Raw genomic sequence first — 16,700 nt, 5'->3', positions numbered from 1 at the left:
GCAGGGGAGGAACACGGTGGCGGCAGCCGATTCCAGCGCCGAAACGGGTACGAAGCGGACAGTGTGCTCGTACTGCGGGGTGGGGTGCGGGATCACTCTCGAGCTCGACACCGGCCCGGACGGACACGCGATCCGGAAAGCCATCGGAGACAAGGCACATCCGGCCAACCGTGGCCGGTTGTGCACCAAAGGCGGAAGCCACGCCGACATGATGGCCGCCGACGGGCGGCTGAGCGCCGCCATGGTCCGCGCCGACCGCGGTGCCGCACCGGAACCGGTGGCCGTGGATACCGCCCTCACCGACACCGCGCGACGGCTGCGCGCGCTCATCGACGAGCACGGCCCCGACGCCGTCTCCTTCTACGTGTCCGGGCAGATGGCCCTGGAAGCCCAATACCTGGCCAACAAGCTCGCCAAGGGCTTCATCGGCACCAATCAGATCGAATCCAACTCGCGGTTGTGCATGGCCAGCGCGGGCAGCGGCTACAAGCTGTCCCTCGGCGCGGACGGCCCTCCGGGCTCCTACGACGACTTCGACCACGCGGACCTGTTCTTCGTGATCGGTGCGAACATGGCCGACTGCCACCCGATCCTGTTCCTGCGCATGATGGATCGGGTCAAAGCCGGCGCGAAGCTGATCGTGGTGGACCCGCGCCGCAATGCCACCGGCGACAAAGCCGATCTGTTCATGTCGATCAGACCCGGCACCGATCTGGCACTGCTGAACGGTCTGCTGCACCTGCTCATCGAAAACGGGTACACGGACCCGGATTTCATCGCCGAGTTCACCGAGGGCTGGGAAGGGATGGCCGAATTCGCGGCCGACTATCCGCCCGAAACGGTCGCCGAGATCACCGGCATCCCGGCCGACGACATCCGGCGCGCCGCCGAGCTGATCGGCACCGCGGAACAGTGGATGAGCTGCTGGACCATGGGCCTCAACCAGTCCACCCACGGCACCTGGAACACCAACGCCCTGGTCAACCTGCACTTGGCCACCGGGGCCATCTGCCGAACCGGCAGCGGCCCCTTCTCCCTGACCGGGCAACCCAACGCCATGGGCGGGCGCGAAATGGGTTACATGGGACCGGGATTGCCCGGGCAGCGGTCGGTGCTCGTCGACGCCGACCGCGAGTTCATCGAACAGCTGTGGGAACTGCCCGCCGGTACGCTGCGCACCGAGGTGGGCACCGGCACCATCGACATGTTCACCAAGATGGCCGCCGGTGAGATCAAAGCGTGCTGGATCATCTGCACCAATCCCGTTGCCACCGTGGCCAATCGGAAGACCGTGCTCGAAGGGCTGGAAGCCGCCGAGCTGGTGATCACCCAGGACGTGTTCGCCGAGACCGAGACCAACGCTTACGCCGACGTCATCCTGCCCGCCACACTGTGGGTGGAAGGCGAAGGCGTGATGATCAACTCCGAGCGCAACCTCACGCTGATCCAGAAGTCGATACCCGCACCGGGAGAAGCGATTCCGGACTGGCAGATCATCGCCCGCATCGCCTGCGCCATGGGCTACGCGCACGCCTTCACCTACTCGAGCGCCGAGGAGATCTTCGAAGAGATCAAACGGACCTGGAATCCGAAGACCGGACACGACCTGCGCGGGGCCACCTATGAACGGCTGCGCACAGAACCGTTGCAATGGCCGATCGCACCGGATGGCCCCGCACGCAACCCGATTCGCTACCACAACGACGGCATCAGCCGGCACCAACGCACCCGCGAGGACGGCTCCACCCCGCGGCTGTGGTTCCCCACCGCCTCCGGCCGCGCCGTGTTCTTCCCGCGCCCGCATCTGCCCGCCGCCGAGTTGCCCGACGACGACTATCCGTTCGTGCTCAACACCGGCCGGGTGCAGCATCAGTGGCACACGCTGACCAAAACCGGCAAGGTCGCCAAGCTCAACAAGCTCAACCCCGGACCGTTCATCGAGATCCATCCCGATGACGCGGCGAAAGTTACTGTTGCCGAAGGTGATTGGCTCGAAGTGGCATCCCGCCGTGGCCGTGCCGTCCTGCCCGCGGTGGTCAGCGACCGGGTTCGGATCGGAACCACGTTCGCACCGTTCCACTGGAACGATCTATTCGGCGAGTACCTGACCGTCAACGCGATTACCAACGACGCCGTGGACCCGATTTCCTTCCAGCCCGAATTCAAGGTCTGTGCGGTCACGCTGACCAAGGTCGCCGCGCCCATCCGGCCCGAACCGGTCATCGAACCGACCTCGACGCCGGAACCTGTCACCACCACCGCAGCTACGGCCGCCGCGCGAGCGGGTGATCGGGTGATGTCGGCCGCCGCTGCGCTCGGCCTCGCCGATATCGGCGCGCCCGCCCTCACAGACCTCGAGTCCGCGTACCTCGCCGGCTTCCTCTCGGGTGTGCAACGCACCGGCGACGAGGACATCGTGCCCGCCGTGCCCGCAGTGAATCCCTTGCGCCCCAATGTCACCGCGTGGGTCGACGGCATGATGGCAGGTCTCTTCACGCCGCATGCCCGCGCGATCCCTGCCGCTCAGGTCACGGCGACCGCGCCGACCGCACTGCTGACCGCCGAGCCTCCGGCCGCGGAAACATCCACCCCCGCACGCCCGCTGATGATCCTGTGGGCCTCGCAGACCGGCAATGCCGAGGATTTCGCCACCGGAACCCTCGCCAAGACACTCACCGAGCAGAGCATGACGCCGGCCGTGCACGCCATGGATTCGCTCTCGGCGGCCGATCTTCCGCAGGGCGCCGACCTCCTTGTCGTGAGCAGCACCTTCGGCGACGGCGACGCCCCCGACAATGGCGCCGGATTCTTCGCGACCCTCGCCGGCCTCACCGAATCCGCCCTCACCGGAACACGATTCGCGGTCCTGGCCTTCGGCGACTCGAACTACGACGCGTTCTGCGGACATGGCAAACGCCTCGACGCCCGCCTGGCCGAACTCGGGGCCGAACGGCTCATCCCCCGCGCTGATTGCGAACCCGACTTCGACGACACCGCCGCCGCATGGCTCGAACAGCTCCTGCCCACCCTCGCGGTCCCCACCGAATCCGCCACGGCACCGGATACATCCGCTTCCACCGCACCGACGCCGGCTACTGACACTCCGTCTGGTCCGGCGGCGTCGGCCGCGCAGCCGCACACCACCTCGACGGCTACGGCCACGCGTGTCGAGACCGACAAGCCGCTGGGTCAACTGGTGGGCAATCGGCTGCTGAGCCTGCCCGGCGCGCAGAAGGAGGTCCGGCAGTTCAGTTTCGACCTGACCGGCACCGGCCTGAGCTACGACGTCGGTGACGCGCTCGGCGTGCGCCCGTTCAACGATCTGGGTCTGGTGTGGGAATTCCTGGCCACCACCGGACTCGATCCGGCCGCCGTCGTCGACGTGCCCAAGGTCGGGTCCTTGCCCTTGTCCATCGCCCTGGAAGAACACCTCGACCTGACGACGGTCACCCCCGAACTGCTGAAGCAGCTGGCCGAATCCACCGCCGATCCCTACCTCAAAACCCTGATGCGCCAGGACAACAAGGGCGAATTGGCGAAGTGGCTGTGGGGCCGCCAACCGGTCGACATCGCCGCCGAGCATCCGGTGCTCGCCGACCCGCAGCGCTGGGTCGACATGCTCAAACGCATTCAACCGCGGCTGTATTCGATCTCGTCGAGCCCGCTGTCGAACCCGATGATGGTGCGCACCACCGTCTCCGTCATCCGCTACCCGGGTCCGACGGGACGGCCCCGCGGCGGACTCTGCTCGACCTATCTCGCCGACTCCGAACAGAACCAGTCCCTCGCGCTGCACGTGCAGCGCTCACCCCACTTCCAGCCGCCCGACGACCCGAACGTCGCCGCGATCATGATCGGCCCCGGCACCGGCGTCGCCCCCTTCGTCGGATTCCTCGAACACCGGCAGGCCCGCGGCGACCAAGCGCCCAACTGGCTGTTCTTCGGCGAACAACACCGCGCCACCGACTTCTACTACAGCGAGGAACTCGAACAACTCCAGCAGCAAGGCATCCTCACCCGCCTCGATCTGGCGTTCTCCCGCGACCAGCGCACCAAGATCTACGTCCAGGACCGGATGCGCGAACACGGCGCACAGCTGTGGAAGTGGATCGATTCCGGCGCCCACTTCTACGTCTGCGGCGACGCCTCCCGCATGGCCAAGGACGTCGACCTGGCGCTGCGCGAGATCATCGCCCACCACGGCGACATGGACACCGACGACGCCGACGCCTACGTCAAGAAGCTCTCGGCGGACAAGCGCTATGTCCGCGACGTCTACTGAATCCACATCTGCGGAAGTACGGGGCGGTTGGTCCCGCATTCGCGGCGCAATCCTCCCATTTGGTCCGAACCTTCGTTTACGCTGAAAGGATGAGCGAGCCGGACTTCCCGCCCGAGCTGGCCGACATCGTCGCCGGCCTCGAACTCGCCTTCCTGGTCAGCATCGGCGACCTGGGCCCGCACACCACACCCCAGCATCCGGTATTGCGCGACGGCCGATTCCAGATCTCCACCCCCGGCCCCGCGACCTGCCGCAATATCGCCGCACGCCCGGCCGTCACCCTGCTCTGGCCACCGACCCGGCCCGACGGCCACGTCCTCATCATCGACGGCCACGCGGCGCTCCGCGGCAACGCTTTGGAAGTCATCCCCACCCACGCCGTCTTCCACCACGTCGGCGCCCCCGAAGCGATGACCCGGCGCTGCGCCGACTGCCGCCGCTTCACCCTCGCACCGCCATACGTGTTGACCGGAGCAGACAACCAGAATCCGTGATCGAGCCCTCAACATCGCGTCGGACACGACCATTATCCGAAATTCTCGTTCGGACGCTGCATAAGTCGATACCCGAGGGCAATTGGAGAAATGGCGGCCGGCGAACACTCCGATGTCCCGCCTCGCCGGCGCGCAGATACTCTTCCACACCGGCGTTGCAGAATGGTTGTCCTGCTGCCGGCAATCTCATCGGCAGCGAATCACACTGCGTAAGAGGGTAATCCGATCATCGCGAGCCTGCCGCGCAGGCGTACCGCGATGCGGCGATGCCGAGGCGCTCACTGAACGCGACCGCATTCCGGACCGTCCGGCGCGTCGGACCCTGCGAGTTCCGGACAGCTGACCTGATTTCGGGGCAAACTCCGGGCGACGCATGGGATATTGGTCGGCGGGAAAGTAATTCGGGGGGACCTGCCGATATCGAGCGAATATGCATCGACCACGAAGGCGACAACTTCATGACGACCTTTACCAGGGGTACCGAGGCACGAACGGGCGTGTCCGAGCGAGAACGCCAATGCGAGGACTTCTTCGCGCTGCCCGAGCTGGCGCACCTCTCACCCACGCGATCCACCGACGCCCGTAGAGAGCTCCGGCGCGACGGCACCTACCGGCACACCCCCGAGGAACTGGACATCGGGACGAAACTCGCATGGCGGAACCATGACCGCTGCGTCGGCCGCAAGCATTGGCGCACACTGAAAGTGCTCGACGCCCGCGCGGCGACCTCGGCCGCCGATATCGCCCACGCGTGCTGGGAGCACCTGCACTACGCCACCAACGGCGGAGCGGTTCGATCCGCCATCACCATCGCGCCGCCCGCGGATGCCCAGGGCCGCGCCTTCCGGATCATCAACCCGCAGCTCATCTGCTACGCCGGCTACCGCGTGCCCGGCGGCGTTCTGGGTGACCCGGCGAATGTCGAGACGACCACGCTGGCCATGGATCTCGGCTGGCGCGGGGCAGGCGGCCCCTTCGATGTCCTGCCGCTGTTGATCCATTCGCCCGACGACGTCGTGCACTTGTTCCCCGTACCGCCGGAGCTGGTGCTCGAAGTCCCGATCACCCATCCGGAACTCTCCTGGTTCGCCGACCTCGGCCTGCGCTGGCGCGCGGTGCCCGCGGTGTCGAACATGGACCTGGAGATCGGCGGAATCACCTACCCGTGCGCGCCGTTCAACGGCTGGTACGTCTCCTCCGAGATCGGCCGCGACCTCGGCGACAGCGACCGCTACGACACCCTGCCCGAGATCGCCGTCCACATGGGACTGGACCGTTCGAGCGATCGAACCCTGTGGCGCGACCGCGCCCTGATCGAACTCAGCCACGCGATCCTGCACAGCTACCGGCGCGCTCGCGTCCACCTGGTCGACCATCACACCGTGGCACGCCAATTCATCGACCATGTCGACCGCGAGAACGCCGCGGGCCGCACCTGCCCCGCCGACTGGACCTGGATCAATCCGCCACTGTCGGCCAGCCTCACCCCCACCTTCCACCGCTACTTCGACCCACCCGACCCGGCGATCCGCCCGGCGTTCGTCCGCCGCGCACCGCTCACAATCTCCGCGCCGGCACCGACGACCGCGCACGCGATCGAGTCGGGCGAGAACGCGGCGTCACCCCCGACACCCGAGCACAGACGGCCATGGTGGACCTCGATATTCGAATCCCTGCGCAGTTGACGACCGTCAGCGGTAATCCGGATTCTCGAAATCGAAGCGGCAACCGGCATCCCACTCCGAACGCTGATTGCCGTGGGCTGGGATGCCGCCCGCGTCCTTCAGCAGGCGGGCCAGGTGGATCAGGTTCCAGGTCATGAAAGTGGTGTTGCGGTTGGTGAAATCGTTGTCGGGGCCGCCCGAACCGGGGTCCAGGTAGGAGGGGCCGGGACCGGCTTCGCCGATCCAACCGGCATCCGCCTGCGGCGGGATGGTGTAGCCCAGGTGCTGCAGGCTGTAGAGGATGTTCATGGCGCAGTGCTTGACCCCGTCCTCGTTACCGGTGATCAGGCAGCCGCCGACCCGGCCGTAATAGGCGTACTGGCCGCTCTCGTTCAGGATCGAGGAGTTGCCGTAGAGGCGCTCGATGACGCGCTTCATCACAGAACTGTTGTCGCCCAGCCAGATCGGTCCGGCCAGCACCAGGATGTGGGCGTCCATCACCTGCTGCTGCAGTACGGGCCACGCGTCGGTGGCCCAGCCGTGTTCGGTCATGTCGGGCCAGACGCCGGTGGCGATGTCGTGGTCGACGGCCCGGATATGGGACACGTGCACGCCGTTCTTCTCCATGATGCGCGCGCTCACATCGATGAGGCCTTGCGTGTTGCTGGGATCCGGCGACCGCTTCAACGTGCAATTGATGAACAGGGCCCGCAGGTCGGAGTAATCGGACATGACGCCAGCCACCTCTCCTCGACAGGACCGGAGCGCTCCGGGTCATTCGACCTTAGAACCGCCGGACCCCGGCCGACCCCGGTTACGAGGTGACGAAACGCTGACGACCGGCCCCGCCGCGGTTCACTCCCAAGCGAAGCGGGGCTGATCCAGGTGGTCGACGCGGGTGGGGCGGCGGTGCAGGGCCACCTCGCGGAACTGGTGGAGGATCGCGGCGGTCGGGGCATGCAGGTGGCCGCCCAGCATGGGCAGCTGAATGGTGGGGCGGTCGGAACCGAGGGCGGGGGCGAAGCGCGGGGGGACGTCGAGCTCCGACAGTGGAATCCAGTGCACCAACGCCACTTCGGCGGGGTTCGGGGTGAGGGGCGGCGGGTCGCCGACCCAGGCGACCACGGGGGTCATCACGTAGCCGGAACGGGTCGGGTAGTCGTCGAGCAGGCCGAGGACCGCCGATCGAGGCAGCTCGATGCCCAGTTCCTCGTGCAGTTCGCGCAAGGCCGCCGCTTTCGCGTCCTCACCCGGATCCAGTCTGCCGCCGGGCAAGGCGAGCTGGCCGGCGTGGGCCCGCAGCCCCGGCGACCGCTCGGTCAGCCAAATACCCTGCTTCCCATCGTGATCGACGATCGCGATCAACACCGCGGCGGGCTTGCGGTCGCCGAGCTCGGCGGATCGACGGGGGAACGCGGCCAGCGACTCGGCCAGCGCGTCCCGAAGCCGGTTCGCGGGCACGTCGCTCCAGCGATATCCGCTGCTGTCCTGTTCGACCGGCATCTGCCGAACCTAGATCGATTCGCGGCCGAGCGTCAACCAACGGCCCCCGCGCGCCGCCCGCGTCCTCTCCCCCGGCCGGGTTCCGACGTCTCGCCAGTATCGTTCCAGCATGCGTGATTTCGGAGTGGGGTTCACCCACTTTCTGCAGGGGCAACGATGGGTGGCCCGGCATCGGCGGGAGTTCGGGCTGGGAATCGTGCCGGCGCTGATCACGCTGGTGCTGTACGTGGCCGCCCTGATCGCGGTGATCACGTGGGGCGGGGATCTCTCGGATACGTTGACGCCGTTCGCGGATCACTGGCCCAGTCCGTGGGCGGGGTTGTTTCGCGGGGCGCTGATCATCGCACTGGTGGCGCTCGCCGTACTGGTGGCCGTGCTCACCTTCACCGCCGTGACGCTGCTGCTCGGGTCGCCGTTCTATGACGTGATCTCCGAACGGGTGGATCGATCGGTATCGCCGGACGGGAACGCGCCCGAGTCGGGGCTGGCCTGGTGGCGGGAGCTGTGGATATCGCTGCGCGACAGTGTCCGAATCCTGGTGCGGGCCATGCTGTGGGCGGTGCTGTTGTTCGTGCTGGGGTTCGTGCCCGTCATCGGGCAGACGGTGATTCCGGTGCTCGCGGTGTTCGTCACCGGGTTCTTCCTCACCCAAGAACTGACCTCGGTGGCGTTGCAGCGGCGCGGGGTGCATCTGAACCAGCAGATGGGCATGCTGCGCTCCCGCAAGGCGATCGCCTGGGGATTCGGTGCGCCACTGGCCGCGGCGTTCCTGATTCCGTTCGTGGCGGTGCTCCTGATGCCGGGCGCTGTCGCCGGGGCCACGCTGCTCACACGAGAACTGTTGTCGGAGCCGACTCGGCCCTGAGCCCCGATCACATTGCCCATGGTCCTGTGACCATCACGAGGATGACCTGCGCGGTGCGCGACAGGCAGACAGGGCGCGTCGGCACGCAGCCGACGACGGCCCGGAGCAAAGAGTTTTGGACGACGCGGAGGAACTCAACTCGGCCCCCAGCTATAGATCCAGGAACATCCCCGCGTCGCAGGAACAAGCTAACAGCGCCGACGACCGGGCGCCACATAATTTGTCCGATCCCACACCGGCGACCCTCGGACGTGGGTAGTGCACGGAGCGGCGATCTCACGTGCGCGCGGAACGGTCCCGTCGTCACCCCGCGCGACGGCGGGACCGTTCCGCGAGTGCGGTGCGCAGCCCGCGGCGGCCCGCGGCCGCATCGATGACCCGGGAATATGCGACAGCACGCGGCGGGCCGAATCTGATTTCCGACGCCGTCTCGGGGGCGTCGTCGGAGGTGGCGGTCAGCATGCCGTCGGGCAGGGCCAGCTTGTTGATCGTGCGCAGAGTGAGCAGGTACTGCCGGAGCAGCGGGCCGGTGGTGTAGGGCAGGTCGTACTTGTCGCAGAGTGCGCGGACCCGCTCGGCGATCTCGGGGTAGCGGTTACTGGGCAGGTCGGGGAACAGGTGGTGTTCGATCTGGTGTGACAGGTGCCCGCTGAGAAAGGCCAGCACGGGGCCCGCGTCGAAGTTCGCGGTGCCCAGCATCTGCCGCAGATACCATTCCGGCCTGGTCTCGTGCTCGATCGCGGCGGGAGTGAATTTCTCCGCGCCGTCGGGGAAGTGGCCGCAGAAGATCACCAGATAGGCCCACAGGTTCCGGAGTGTGTTGGCGGCGGCGTTCGCGGCGAGAGTCCGGCGCCAGCGGCGGCCGCTCAACACCGGGAAGAGCACGTAGTCCTTGCCGGCCTGGCGTTCGATCTTGCGGATCAAAGCCCTGGTGTGCGCGGACTTCTCGGCCGCGGTGGCCGCGCGCTCACGTTCGGAATACAGGCCGTGCAGGGCGATCCCCCATTCGAAAGTCGCTGCCAGCAGCAGGTTTTGCAGGGGCTGCACCAGCAACCGAGCGCGCCACGGCTGATCACGCGTCACCCGCATGACGCCGAAGCCGATGTCGTCGTCGATGCCCAGGACATTGGTGAACACGTGATGGCGGTAGTTGTGCGAGTACCGCCATTGCGCGGAGACACCGGCCATGTCCCATTCCCAAGTGCTGGAATGGATTTCCGGATCGTTCATCCAATCCCACTGGCCGTGGCAGACATTGTGGCCGATCTCCATGTTCTCGATGCTCTTCGCCGTCGCCAGCGCCACCGATCCCAGCGCCACACCCAGATTCGTCCGGCTGCCGGCGATGACCAGACGCGCGGTGAGGTCGAGGACCCGCTGAAACACGATGGTCCGGCGAATATAGGCCGCGTCCCGGGAACCCAGGCGCTGGTCGATGTCGAGGCGAATCGCGTCGAGCTCCAGCCCGAGCGCCTCGACATCCTCGGGGCTCAGGTGCGCGTAGACCGCAACCTGCGTGATCGCCATATTCCCAGATTAGGGCACAACTACGAGGGGTGTCTACAGCGTAGACTGACGTTGTAGACAGGCCTTGCCGGACGGAGGAATGATGAACGAAATTCGCGCCGGACCCGCCGCGCGCCACCCGCCGAACCACCCCCGGACCGCTCCTCTGACCCGGGCCGCGATGCTGACCGCCGCACTCGAGATCATCGACCGGGACAGCGTCGACCAGCTCTCGATGCGCCGCCTCGGGCAGGCGCTCGGCCGCGACCCGATGGTCCTCTACCGGCATGCCGCGAACAAGGCCGCACTGCTGGAGGGAGTCGCCGAGCTCGTGCTCGCGCAGCTCACCGTCGATCCCGCCGATACCGACTGGCGCCACCAATTACGGGAAGTCGCACGCGAGTACCGCAAAGTCGCCGTGGCGCACCCGAATACGGTGCCACTGCTGGTCACCCTGCCCCTGGCCACCCCGCTGGCGCTGCGCCCCCTCGGCACCCTGCGACCGCTGGAACACATTCTCGACCTACTGACCCGAGCCGACTTCAGCGGCGCCGACGCGCTCCACATCTATCGCGCGTTGTTCGGCTTCCTGCACGGCCACATCCTCAACGAACTCCAGGAACTGGTCGAACACCCCGAGGAGACCGACGACGTGCTGCGCCTGGGCCTGCATCATCTCCCGATCGGCGAGTTCCCCCTACTGCGCGGTCTCGCCACGGATCTGGCCGCCTACGACGGCGCGACCGAACTGGAGCGCGGCCTCGACATCCTGCTCAGCGGCCTCACCACCACCATGACAACGGCCGCGGCACGGCCGGGAAAGAGAAGCGACGATCATGACGCCACGACCTGACACCATCCCCGCGAGCACTCACCGGCTTCGGCTCGCGCTCGACGCCGCCGCCACCGCACCCGTCAATGGATTCTGGTGGCCGCACAGTCGGGGCCTCACCGCGGAACTTCCGGAGGCGCTCGCGATGCTGACCCGCCAGCTGGGGCCGATCCACCGGGTGATCTACCACCTCGACGAATGGGACGCCGCGCCGAGAAACCTCGAAGTCGGCGGACGGCAGGTCCGGCTCGACGGCTACCGGCACATGCCCGCCCGCATCGTCGAAGTCCACGGCGCCGAGATCGGCGCGCGGGTGACCCTGCGTCTCATCACCCCGGTCGACGACGCCGACCTGATCGACGCGCAACAACGGTGGGAGTCCGAGGGCGGGGCGGCCGCCTAGCCGCGGATCAACGTGCGGGATCGGGCAGCGTCGCGGTGAGACCGGTCAGCAGAATGTCCAGGCCGCGTTCGAGTTCCGCGGCGCCGTCGTAGGCGGCCAGGACCGGCGCGAGTTTCCGCACCAGCGGAAACTCGTCGATCGGCAGCCGATACAACCCGAGCCGCAGCACCTCGTCGGTTTCCTCGGGCCGCTCCACGATCTCCTGCAACTCGTTGAGCACATGCCCGTAGAGGAACCCGAACAGCGCGCGGTAGACGTGCAACGCGGCCGCACCGGAAAACCCTGCCCGGGTGAGCAATTCGAGGACGTCCTCCAGCGGGCGCACCACGGCGGGCGGGCGCAGCCCCAGCGGGGTGGCCAGGGGCCGGGTCACCAGCAGCGGCACCACCCGTGGATGAGCGAGCGCCAGCCGCCGGAAATCCCGTGCGACCGAACGCAATTGACCGATCCAATCGGCGTCGGTGACATCGATCGACAACTGCTCGAACACGAGCTCGGCGACGCCGTCGAGCACCGCGGCCTTGTTCTCCACATGCCGGTAGATGACCATCGGATCGCGCCCCACGGCTTCGGCCAGCCGCCGCATCGACAAGCCGTCGACGCCCTCGCGGTCGATCAGCTCGAGCGCCGCGGCCAGCACCACGGCCCTGGTCACCGGGCCCTCACCGCGCGCGCCGACGCCGGGGTCGGACCGCCGGTTGACGGCTCGGCCGCGCCCGCGACCGGCAGGGCGTTCGACCATGCGGGAGATCCTCCGTTCCCATCGGACCTTCCGATGACTTCGATCGTAGACATACGCCGTTGACATCGGAGCGCGACTCGCGACTACCCCCGAGCGCTCGGGGTCGGCCCGCGGACTTCCGCGCAGCTGCGGTCCAGATAACCGGCGACGACGCTACCGATGCTGGGCTGGATGAAGCTGCGCCGCCTGCCGCATCTGCTCGTCGGCCCGGTGGACCGGGGTGTCGAACGGGATGACGAGCAGGGTCAACCTGCCGCCGTCGGTTCCCATCAGTCGCATGACGGCGGGTGGCTGACCGAGACCGGGACCGAGCAGCTCGATGCCGTCGTCGCCGTCGATGCCGCGCTGGGCCAGACTCTTCGCGTTCCAGTCGAATCCGATGCGGGCTATCGGTCCCATCCGCGGAGTGACGGCGCTGATCAAGTCGTGCAGTTCGGCCGTGAGGTTGGCCGTCCAGGGCCACCACGCGCCGTCGACTTCGCCGGTTCCGACGCCGCGTTCGTGCAACAGCAACCGCGGCGTCCGGGTCGGAGCCGGGAAGGGCTGGGTGCGATCGGAGATCGGACCGGCGAACACGCGTCCCGCACTGAACTGGGGCATGTCAGACCCCCGAGCTCAGCAGGGCCGCGCGAGCGAGATTGCGGTCGGTGGCCGAGGTGATGACGCGCAACACGATCATGCCGCCGCCGCTGCCGAACACGTAGAGCGTGTTGCCGAGTTCGAATCGGTGGGCATCGAGCTCCACCACGCGATTCCCGACCATGAGCCGACCAGGGGTCCGCGACCAGCTGATGCGGTCGTAGACCACGCGCCGAGCCGGACCCACCCGGCTCGCCAGCGCGACCAGCAGACCCGGCAACTCCTGGACGAGGTCACTGGATCGGGGCCACCACGTGCCGTCGATGTAGCCGTCGCCATCCCCCCGCGGCTTCAGCTGCACGCGAGGCGCGCGACCGGGTGGACCCTGACCTGCGGGGGAATGGCCGTGGCCGAACCTCCGCAGGACTCCTTCGAAGATGATCATGAGTAGACACCTGCTTCCGGGATAGGGGCGGCATGCAATGCCGCGGAGGCGTTTTCGCGCGCCAGGAACGCGCTGATCTCACCGATCGCGCTCATCAACGGGGCCGGGAAGACCACGGTCGTGTTCTTGTCGACGCCCAGTTCGATCAAGGTCTGCAGATTGCGCAATTGCAGCGCGAGCGGGTGCGCCATCATGGTGTCCGAGGCGTCGCCGAGCGCGGCGGCGGCCAGCGATTCACCTTCGGCCGCAATGATTTTCGCCCGCTTCTCACGCTCGGCCTCGGCCTGGCGAGCCATCGCCCGTTGCATGCTCAATGGCAGTTGGATGTCCTTGAGCTCGACCAGCGTGACTTCGACACCCCACTCCAGGGTGGTGACATCGAGGATCCGGCGAATGTCGATATTGATGGTGTCGGTCTCGGCCAGTGCCTGATCCAGCGTGTGCCGGCCGACCACCTTGCGCAGCGTGGTCTGGGCGATCTGATCGATCGCCGAATACACGTTCTCGATGGCGACGACCGATTTCTCGGCATCGACGACCCGGAAGTAGGCGACCGCGGAGATATCGACGCTGACATTGTCGCGCGTGATGATGCCCTGCGACTGGATCGGCATGGTGACGATGCGCATCGACACCCGGCGCAGGCGGTCGATGAGCGGGACGATGAAGTTCAGTCCCGGTTGACGGACCGCGACCACACGTCCGAGCCGGAACAGCACGCCCCGCTCGTACTGCGTCACGATCCGGATCGACAGCGCCGCCACGATCAGGACGACAACGAGCACGATAATCAGAACACCGAGCGCATTCACGGCTCCTCCTCACGATTGTGAGAGCCATACCCCCAGCGTAGGCCGCTTCTACACTGGGTGTCTACAACGTAGTATTACGGAGTTGACACTTACCGCCGCTCCATCGGAAGGCTTCCCCATGAAGCGCGAGGTCTCCACCGCTCTCGACATCACCGTGCAGGCCGACTCCGTGCTCGAATTCCAGGTCGCGGTCGCCCATCAGTCCGGCGTCGACCTCATCGAGTCGACCGAATTCATCCTCGACGGCCGGCCCCTGTGGCCACGGGAGATCACGGGACCGCACGGCACCCGCATCCACGTGGTGAATTGCCCCGAGGGCCGGCTCGAAGCCCGCTATCGCGCCACCGCGCTGGGATCCGCGACACCCGAACCCGCCTCCGGCTACGACCTCGCCATGTACCTGCGGCCCAGCCGATTCGCCGAATCCGACAAGCTCCTCGGTTTCGCCGCAACCGAATTCGGCTGCGGCATCGACGATCCCACTGTGCCCGAACGAATCTCAGCCTGGGTCAGGCGGCGGATCTGTTATCTACCCGGCAGCAGCGACCCGGTCGACGGCGCTGTGGAGACCCTGCTCTCCGGGGCGGGCGTATGCCGGGACTTCACCCACCTCGTCGTCGCCCTGCTCCGGGCGGTCGGCGTACCCGCGCGGGTGGCCGCCGTCTACGCCCCCGGCTGCACGCCGATGGATTTCCACTCCGTCGCGGAGGCCTACGTGTCCGGGCGGTGGCTGGCCTTCGACCCGACCTGCCTCGCCCCACGCTCGAGCCTGCTCCGAATCGCCACCGGCCGTGACGCTTCCGACATCGCCTTCCTGGCCAATCACGGCGGCGACATCACCCTGACCGGCATGACCGTGAACGCCACCGTCGAGGGCACGCTGCCGATCGACGACCTCCGGCAGCCGACCGCGATCCGCTGATCTCGAACCCGCGCTATCCCGGCCGGCGCCGAAGTTCCGGTCAGCGAATTCGCTCGGGAATGGAGTCCAGCGCCCGCAGCACCCGTACCGCGAGTGCGGTCGCGGCCGCGTCATCGAGTTCCGCGCATTCGCGCACGACATCGCGCACCCGGTTCACTCGTCGCTCATAGGGGGTTTCGATCGTCATTTCCTACTCCTCGGCCCGCAGGCTCGTTCACACCTCAAGTAGACGCTCGACGCAGCCCGGTGTCAACAGTGTAGACCTACGATGCATACATCGGGCGCGCAGGCGCTGCTGCGAGCAGGCGGCTCAGCGCCGATGCGGCCGGCAAAGAGTCAGTTCGCGGAGACCGGGAGGTTCTCGCGTTCGGCGAAGGCGGCCATGTCGACCTGGCGACGGGCGTTCGACAATGCGGTGATGGTGGACAGGCCCAGGGCACCGGCGCGGTCGTAGAGGGTTGCGGTGGAGACGGCGATGCCGTTCGCGGAGACATGATCGCGGGCCTGCAAGCCCAGCTCCGGGCCTTCGGGCAGGCGGGAGAGGTTCAGGGTGACGTCGGTGTTGATGTAGCCGACACCCGCGGTGCCCCAGTTGCAGACCAGGTTGGTGGTGTCGGCGACGAAGGCCGCGCGTTCGAACGGGGTGATGGGCGTGCCCTCGATGAGGGTCGGGACGTTGTTCCAGGCGGCCTTGCGGTGCGCGTTGACGCCGGAGGCGAAATCGTGGGTCCAGTCGGACTCGCCCGACTTGAACAGCGGCGGAGCGCCTTCGGGGCGGTCGAGGCGGGTGTCGGGGATCGGCAGGTCGTGGGTGGGCTGCCAGATCTCCCCGGGCGGCTCGGCGGAGGCGATCAGGAACTGGACGGTGGCGCGGGCGCGGACCCGGTTGTGCTGGACGATCGAGGCGTCGGCCACTCGAATGCGGTTGCCGTCGCGGACGATCGAGCTGCGCAGTTCGATCGGCTCGTTCAGGATCGGGCTGAACATGTCGACGGTGAAGCGGGCGGGCACGAACTGCGGCCCGGGACTGTGGGTTTCGAGTTCGTGGGCCAGCAGCCCGCACACCGCGGTGCCCGCCAGCTGCTCGGAAGACCAGGCGCTGACCGCCATGCGGGTCGCCGTATAGCGACCGTCCTCATGGGTGAAGAACGCGGTCATGATGCCTCCCCGGCCTGGTGATGATCTTCCAAATTAGAACACGTGTCAGAAACGTGAGGGAAGGTACACGTCCCGATCACCGGACAGGGTGGCGATCAGTTCACCCAGGGCGGGTTCACCACGGTGCCGTCGAGCAGTTCTCCGGTGAAGCCGACCGGGGCGCTGACCAGCACCTCAGCGGGCCGATCGGCCGGATTGGTCAGGCAGATGACCGATTTCGCGGGAGCGACCGCCGCATCGCCGGCGGCCAGGTGCGCCGACTCCCCCTCGATGGTGATCGTGATCGAACCGGCGAGCACCACGAACGCCTCCTCGCGGTGGACGCGATGCTCGACACCCAGCACGCCGGGGCCGATCTCGAGCCGCCAGACGCACAGCTCGCTGCTGCCGGTGCCGGGGCGGATCAAAGGGGTGAAACGGGAACCGTGCATCTCGTGGGGCTGAATATCGGCGGCGTGGACGACAGGCATTGCACTCTCCTTTTAGTCAAGCA

At 67.3% G+C, this 16,700-nt stretch carries 17 protein-coding genes; 7 read left to right on the top strand and 10 right to left on the bottom strand.

Annotated elements, in window-relative coordinates; all coding sequences use genetic code 11:
• The first annotated feature begins 16 nt into the window (after positions 1-16).
• The 3 genes from ACYVKL_RS32475 (at position 17) to ACYVKL_RS32465 (ending at position 6,461) form a co-directional block, all read left to right on the top strand.
• The gene (locus ACYVKL_RS32475; RefSeq protein ID WP_379167442.1) at positions 17-4,282 is read left to right on the top strand and encodes a bifunctional nitrate reductase/sulfite reductase flavoprotein subunit alpha; all 4,266 of its coding nucleotides are present in this window, start codon (positions 17-19) and stop codon (positions 4,280-4,282) included.
• Positions 4,283-4,371: 89 nt separating this feature from the next.
• A complete protein-coding gene (locus tag ACYVKL_RS32470; protein WP_379167444.1) occupies positions 4,372-4,776 on the top strand; it encodes a pyridoxamine 5'-phosphate oxidase family protein in 405 nt (134 codons plus the stop codon).
• A 458-nt stretch (positions 4,777-5,234) separates the two neighbouring features.
• On the top strand, positions 5,235-6,461 hold the full coding sequence (locus tag ACYVKL_RS32465) for a nitric oxide synthase oxygenase (RefSeq protein WP_379167446.1): 1,227 nt from the start codon (positions 5,235-5,237) through the stop codon (positions 6,459-6,461).
• A 6-nt stretch (positions 6,462-6,467) separates the two neighbouring features.
• Here the strand turns inward: ACYVKL_RS32465 and ACYVKL_RS32460 are convergent, their stop codons facing one another.
• Positions 6,468-7,172, bottom strand: coding sequence for a flavodoxin family protein (locus tag ACYVKL_RS32460; RefSeq protein ID WP_379167449.1), 705 nt, complete (start codon positions 7,170-7,172; stop codon positions 6,468-6,470).
• 123 nt (positions 7,173-7,295) lie between these two features.
• On the bottom strand, positions 7,296-7,943 hold the full coding sequence (locus ACYVKL_RS32455; protein WP_379167451.1) for an NUDIX hydrolase: 648 nt from the start codon (positions 7,941-7,943) through the stop codon (positions 7,296-7,298).
• A 109-nt stretch (positions 7,944-8,052) separates the two neighbouring features.
• Between ACYVKL_RS32455 and ACYVKL_RS32450 the strand changes: the two genes are divergently transcribed.
• Entirely contained in the window at positions 8,053-8,808 is a 756-nt protein-coding gene (locus tag ACYVKL_RS32450) for an EI24 domain-containing protein (RefSeq protein ID WP_379167454.1), read from the top strand.
• A 303-nt stretch (positions 8,809-9,111) separates the two neighbouring features.
• Here ACYVKL_RS32450 and ACYVKL_RS32445 read toward each other — a convergent pair whose 3' ends face one another.
• Positions 9,112-10,335, bottom strand: coding sequence for a fatty acid desaturase family protein (locus ACYVKL_RS32445; protein ID WP_379167456.1), 1,224 nt, complete (start codon positions 10,333-10,335; stop codon positions 9,112-9,114).
• An 82-nt stretch (positions 10,336-10,417) separates the two neighbouring features.
• Between ACYVKL_RS32445 and ACYVKL_RS32440 the strand changes: the two genes are divergently transcribed.
• Both ACYVKL_RS32440 and ACYVKL_RS32435 read left to right on the top strand, forming a co-directional pair.
• The gene (locus ACYVKL_RS32440) at positions 10,418-11,167 is read left to right on the top strand and encodes a TetR/AcrR family transcriptional regulator (protein WP_379167457.1); all 750 of its coding nucleotides are present in this window, start codon (positions 10,418-10,420) and stop codon (positions 11,165-11,167) included.
• Complete coding sequence (locus tag ACYVKL_RS32435; RefSeq protein ID WP_379167459.1) at positions 11,151-11,549, top strand: DUF5994 family protein; 399 nt, start codon at positions 11,151-11,153, stop codon at positions 11,547-11,549. The genes ACYVKL_RS32440 and ACYVKL_RS32435 overlap by 17 nt, the downstream gene beginning before the upstream one ends.
• 7 nt (positions 11,550-11,556) lie before the next feature.
• Here the strand turns inward: ACYVKL_RS32435 and ACYVKL_RS32430 are convergent, their stop codons facing one another.
• The 4 genes from ACYVKL_RS32430 to ACYVKL_RS32415 all read right to left on the bottom strand — a co-directional run bounded on the left by ACYVKL_RS32430 (position 11,557) and on the right by ACYVKL_RS32415 (position 14,127).
• Entirely contained in the window at positions 11,557-12,291 is a 735-nt protein-coding gene (locus ACYVKL_RS32430) for a TetR/AcrR family transcriptional regulator C-terminal domain-containing protein (protein WP_379167461.1), read from the bottom strand.
• Between the two features lie 153 nt (positions 12,292-12,444).
• Entirely contained in the window at positions 12,445-12,891 is a 447-nt protein-coding gene (locus ACYVKL_RS32425) for a DUF5994 family protein (protein ID WP_379167463.1), read from the bottom strand.
• Position 12,892: 1 nt separating this feature from the next.
• A complete protein-coding gene (locus tag ACYVKL_RS32420; RefSeq protein WP_379167465.1) occupies positions 12,893-13,315 on the bottom strand; it encodes a DUF5994 family protein in 423 nt (140 codons plus the stop codon).
• Complete coding sequence (locus tag ACYVKL_RS32415; RefSeq protein ID WP_379167467.1) at positions 13,312-14,127, bottom strand: slipin family protein; 816 nt, start codon at positions 14,125-14,127, stop codon at positions 13,312-13,314. The genes ACYVKL_RS32420 and ACYVKL_RS32415 overlap by 4 nt, the downstream gene beginning before the upstream one ends.
• Positions 14,128-14,245: 118 nt before the next feature.
• Here ACYVKL_RS32415 and ACYVKL_RS32410 point away from each other — a divergent pair, with 118 nt between their 5' ends.
• Positions 14,246-15,049, top strand: a complete 804-nt coding sequence (locus ACYVKL_RS32410) for a transglutaminase-like domain-containing protein (RefSeq protein ID WP_379167470.1) — start codon at positions 14,246-14,248, stop codon at positions 15,047-15,049.
• A 40-nt stretch (positions 15,050-15,089) separates the two neighbouring features.
• Here ACYVKL_RS32410 and ACYVKL_RS32405 read toward each other — a convergent pair whose 3' ends face one another.
• The 3 genes from ACYVKL_RS32405 to ACYVKL_RS32395 all read right to left on the bottom strand — a co-directional run bounded on the left by ACYVKL_RS32405 (position 15,090) and on the right by ACYVKL_RS32395 (position 16,677).
• Entirely contained in the window at positions 15,090-15,236 is a 147-nt protein-coding gene (locus tag ACYVKL_RS32405) for a DUF6307 family protein (protein WP_379167472.1), read from the bottom strand.
• A 149-nt stretch (positions 15,237-15,385) separates the two neighbouring features.
• Complete coding sequence (locus ACYVKL_RS32400; protein ID WP_379167474.1) at positions 15,386-16,207, bottom strand: thioesterase family protein; 822 nt, start codon at positions 16,205-16,207, stop codon at positions 15,386-15,388.
• 95 nt (positions 16,208-16,302) lie between these two features.
• Positions 16,303-16,677: a cupin domain-containing protein gene (locus tag ACYVKL_RS32395; RefSeq protein WP_379167476.1), complete on the bottom strand. Its 375-nt coding sequence runs from the start codon at positions 16,675-16,677 to the stop codon at positions 16,303-16,305.
• Positions 16,678-16,700: the final 23 nt, after the last annotated feature.

It is taken from the genome of Nocardia tengchongensis, from assembly GCF_054781395.1.
The sequence above is the reverse complement of the archived record's forward strand: the minus strand, read 5'-3'. Positions and strand labels throughout refer to the sequence as shown.

Bases quoted from the DNA above. Each gene is read 5' to 3' on its own strand.
- ACYVKL_RS32470 (WP_379167444.1), top strand. From the start codon at position 4,372: ATGAGCGAGCCGGACTTCCCGCCCGAGCTGGCCGACATCGTCGCCGGC.
- ACYVKL_RS32465 (WP_379167446.1), top strand. From the start codon at position 5,235: ATGACGACCTTTACCAGGGGTACCGAGGCACGAACGGGCGTGTCCGAG.
- ACYVKL_RS32460 (WP_379167449.1), bottom strand. From the start codon at position 7,172: ATGTCCGATTACTCCGACCTGCGGGCCCTGTTCATCAATTGCACGTTG.
- ACYVKL_RS32455 (WP_379167451.1), bottom strand. From the start codon at position 7,943: ATGCCGGTCGAACAGGACAGCAGCGGATATCGCTGGAGCGACGTGCCC.
- ACYVKL_RS32450 (WP_379167454.1), top strand. From the start codon at position 8,053: ATGCGTGATTTCGGAGTGGGGTTCACCCACTTTCTGCAGGGGCAACGA.
- ACYVKL_RS32445 (WP_379167456.1), bottom strand. From the start codon at position 10,335: ATGGCGATCACGCAGGTTGCGGTCTACGCGCACCTGAGCCCCGAGGAT.
- ACYVKL_RS32440 (WP_379167457.1), top strand. From the start codon at position 10,418: ATGAACGAAATTCGCGCCGGACCCGCCGCGCGCCACCCGCCGAACCAC.
- ACYVKL_RS32435 (WP_379167459.1), top strand. From the start codon at position 11,151: ATGACGCCACGACCTGACACCATCCCCGCGAGCACTCACCGGCTTCGG.
- ACYVKL_RS32430 (WP_379167461.1), bottom strand. From the start codon at position 12,291: ATGGTCGAACGCCCTGCCGGTCGCGGGCGCGGCCGAGCCGTCAACCGG.
- ACYVKL_RS32425 (WP_379167463.1), bottom strand. From the start codon at position 12,891: ATGCCCCAGTTCAGTGCGGGACGCGTGTTCGCCGGTCCGATCTCCGAT.
- ACYVKL_RS32420 (WP_379167465.1), bottom strand. From the start codon at position 13,315: ATGATCATCTTCGAAGGAGTCCTGCGGAGGTTCGGCCACGGCCATTCC.
- ACYVKL_RS32410 (WP_379167470.1), top strand. From the start codon at position 14,246: ATGAAGCGCGAGGTCTCCACCGCTCTCGACATCACCGTGCAGGCCGAC.
- ACYVKL_RS32405 (WP_379167472.1), bottom strand. From the start codon at position 15,236: ATGACGATCGAAACCCCCTATGAGCGACGAGTGAACCGGGTGCGCGAT.
- ACYVKL_RS32400 (WP_379167474.1), bottom strand. From the start codon at position 16,207: ATGACCGCGTTCTTCACCCATGAGGACGGTCGCTATACGGCGACCCGC.
- ACYVKL_RS32395 (WP_379167476.1), bottom strand. From the start codon at position 16,677: ATGCCTGTCGTCCACGCCGCCGATATTCAGCCCCACGAGATGCACGGT.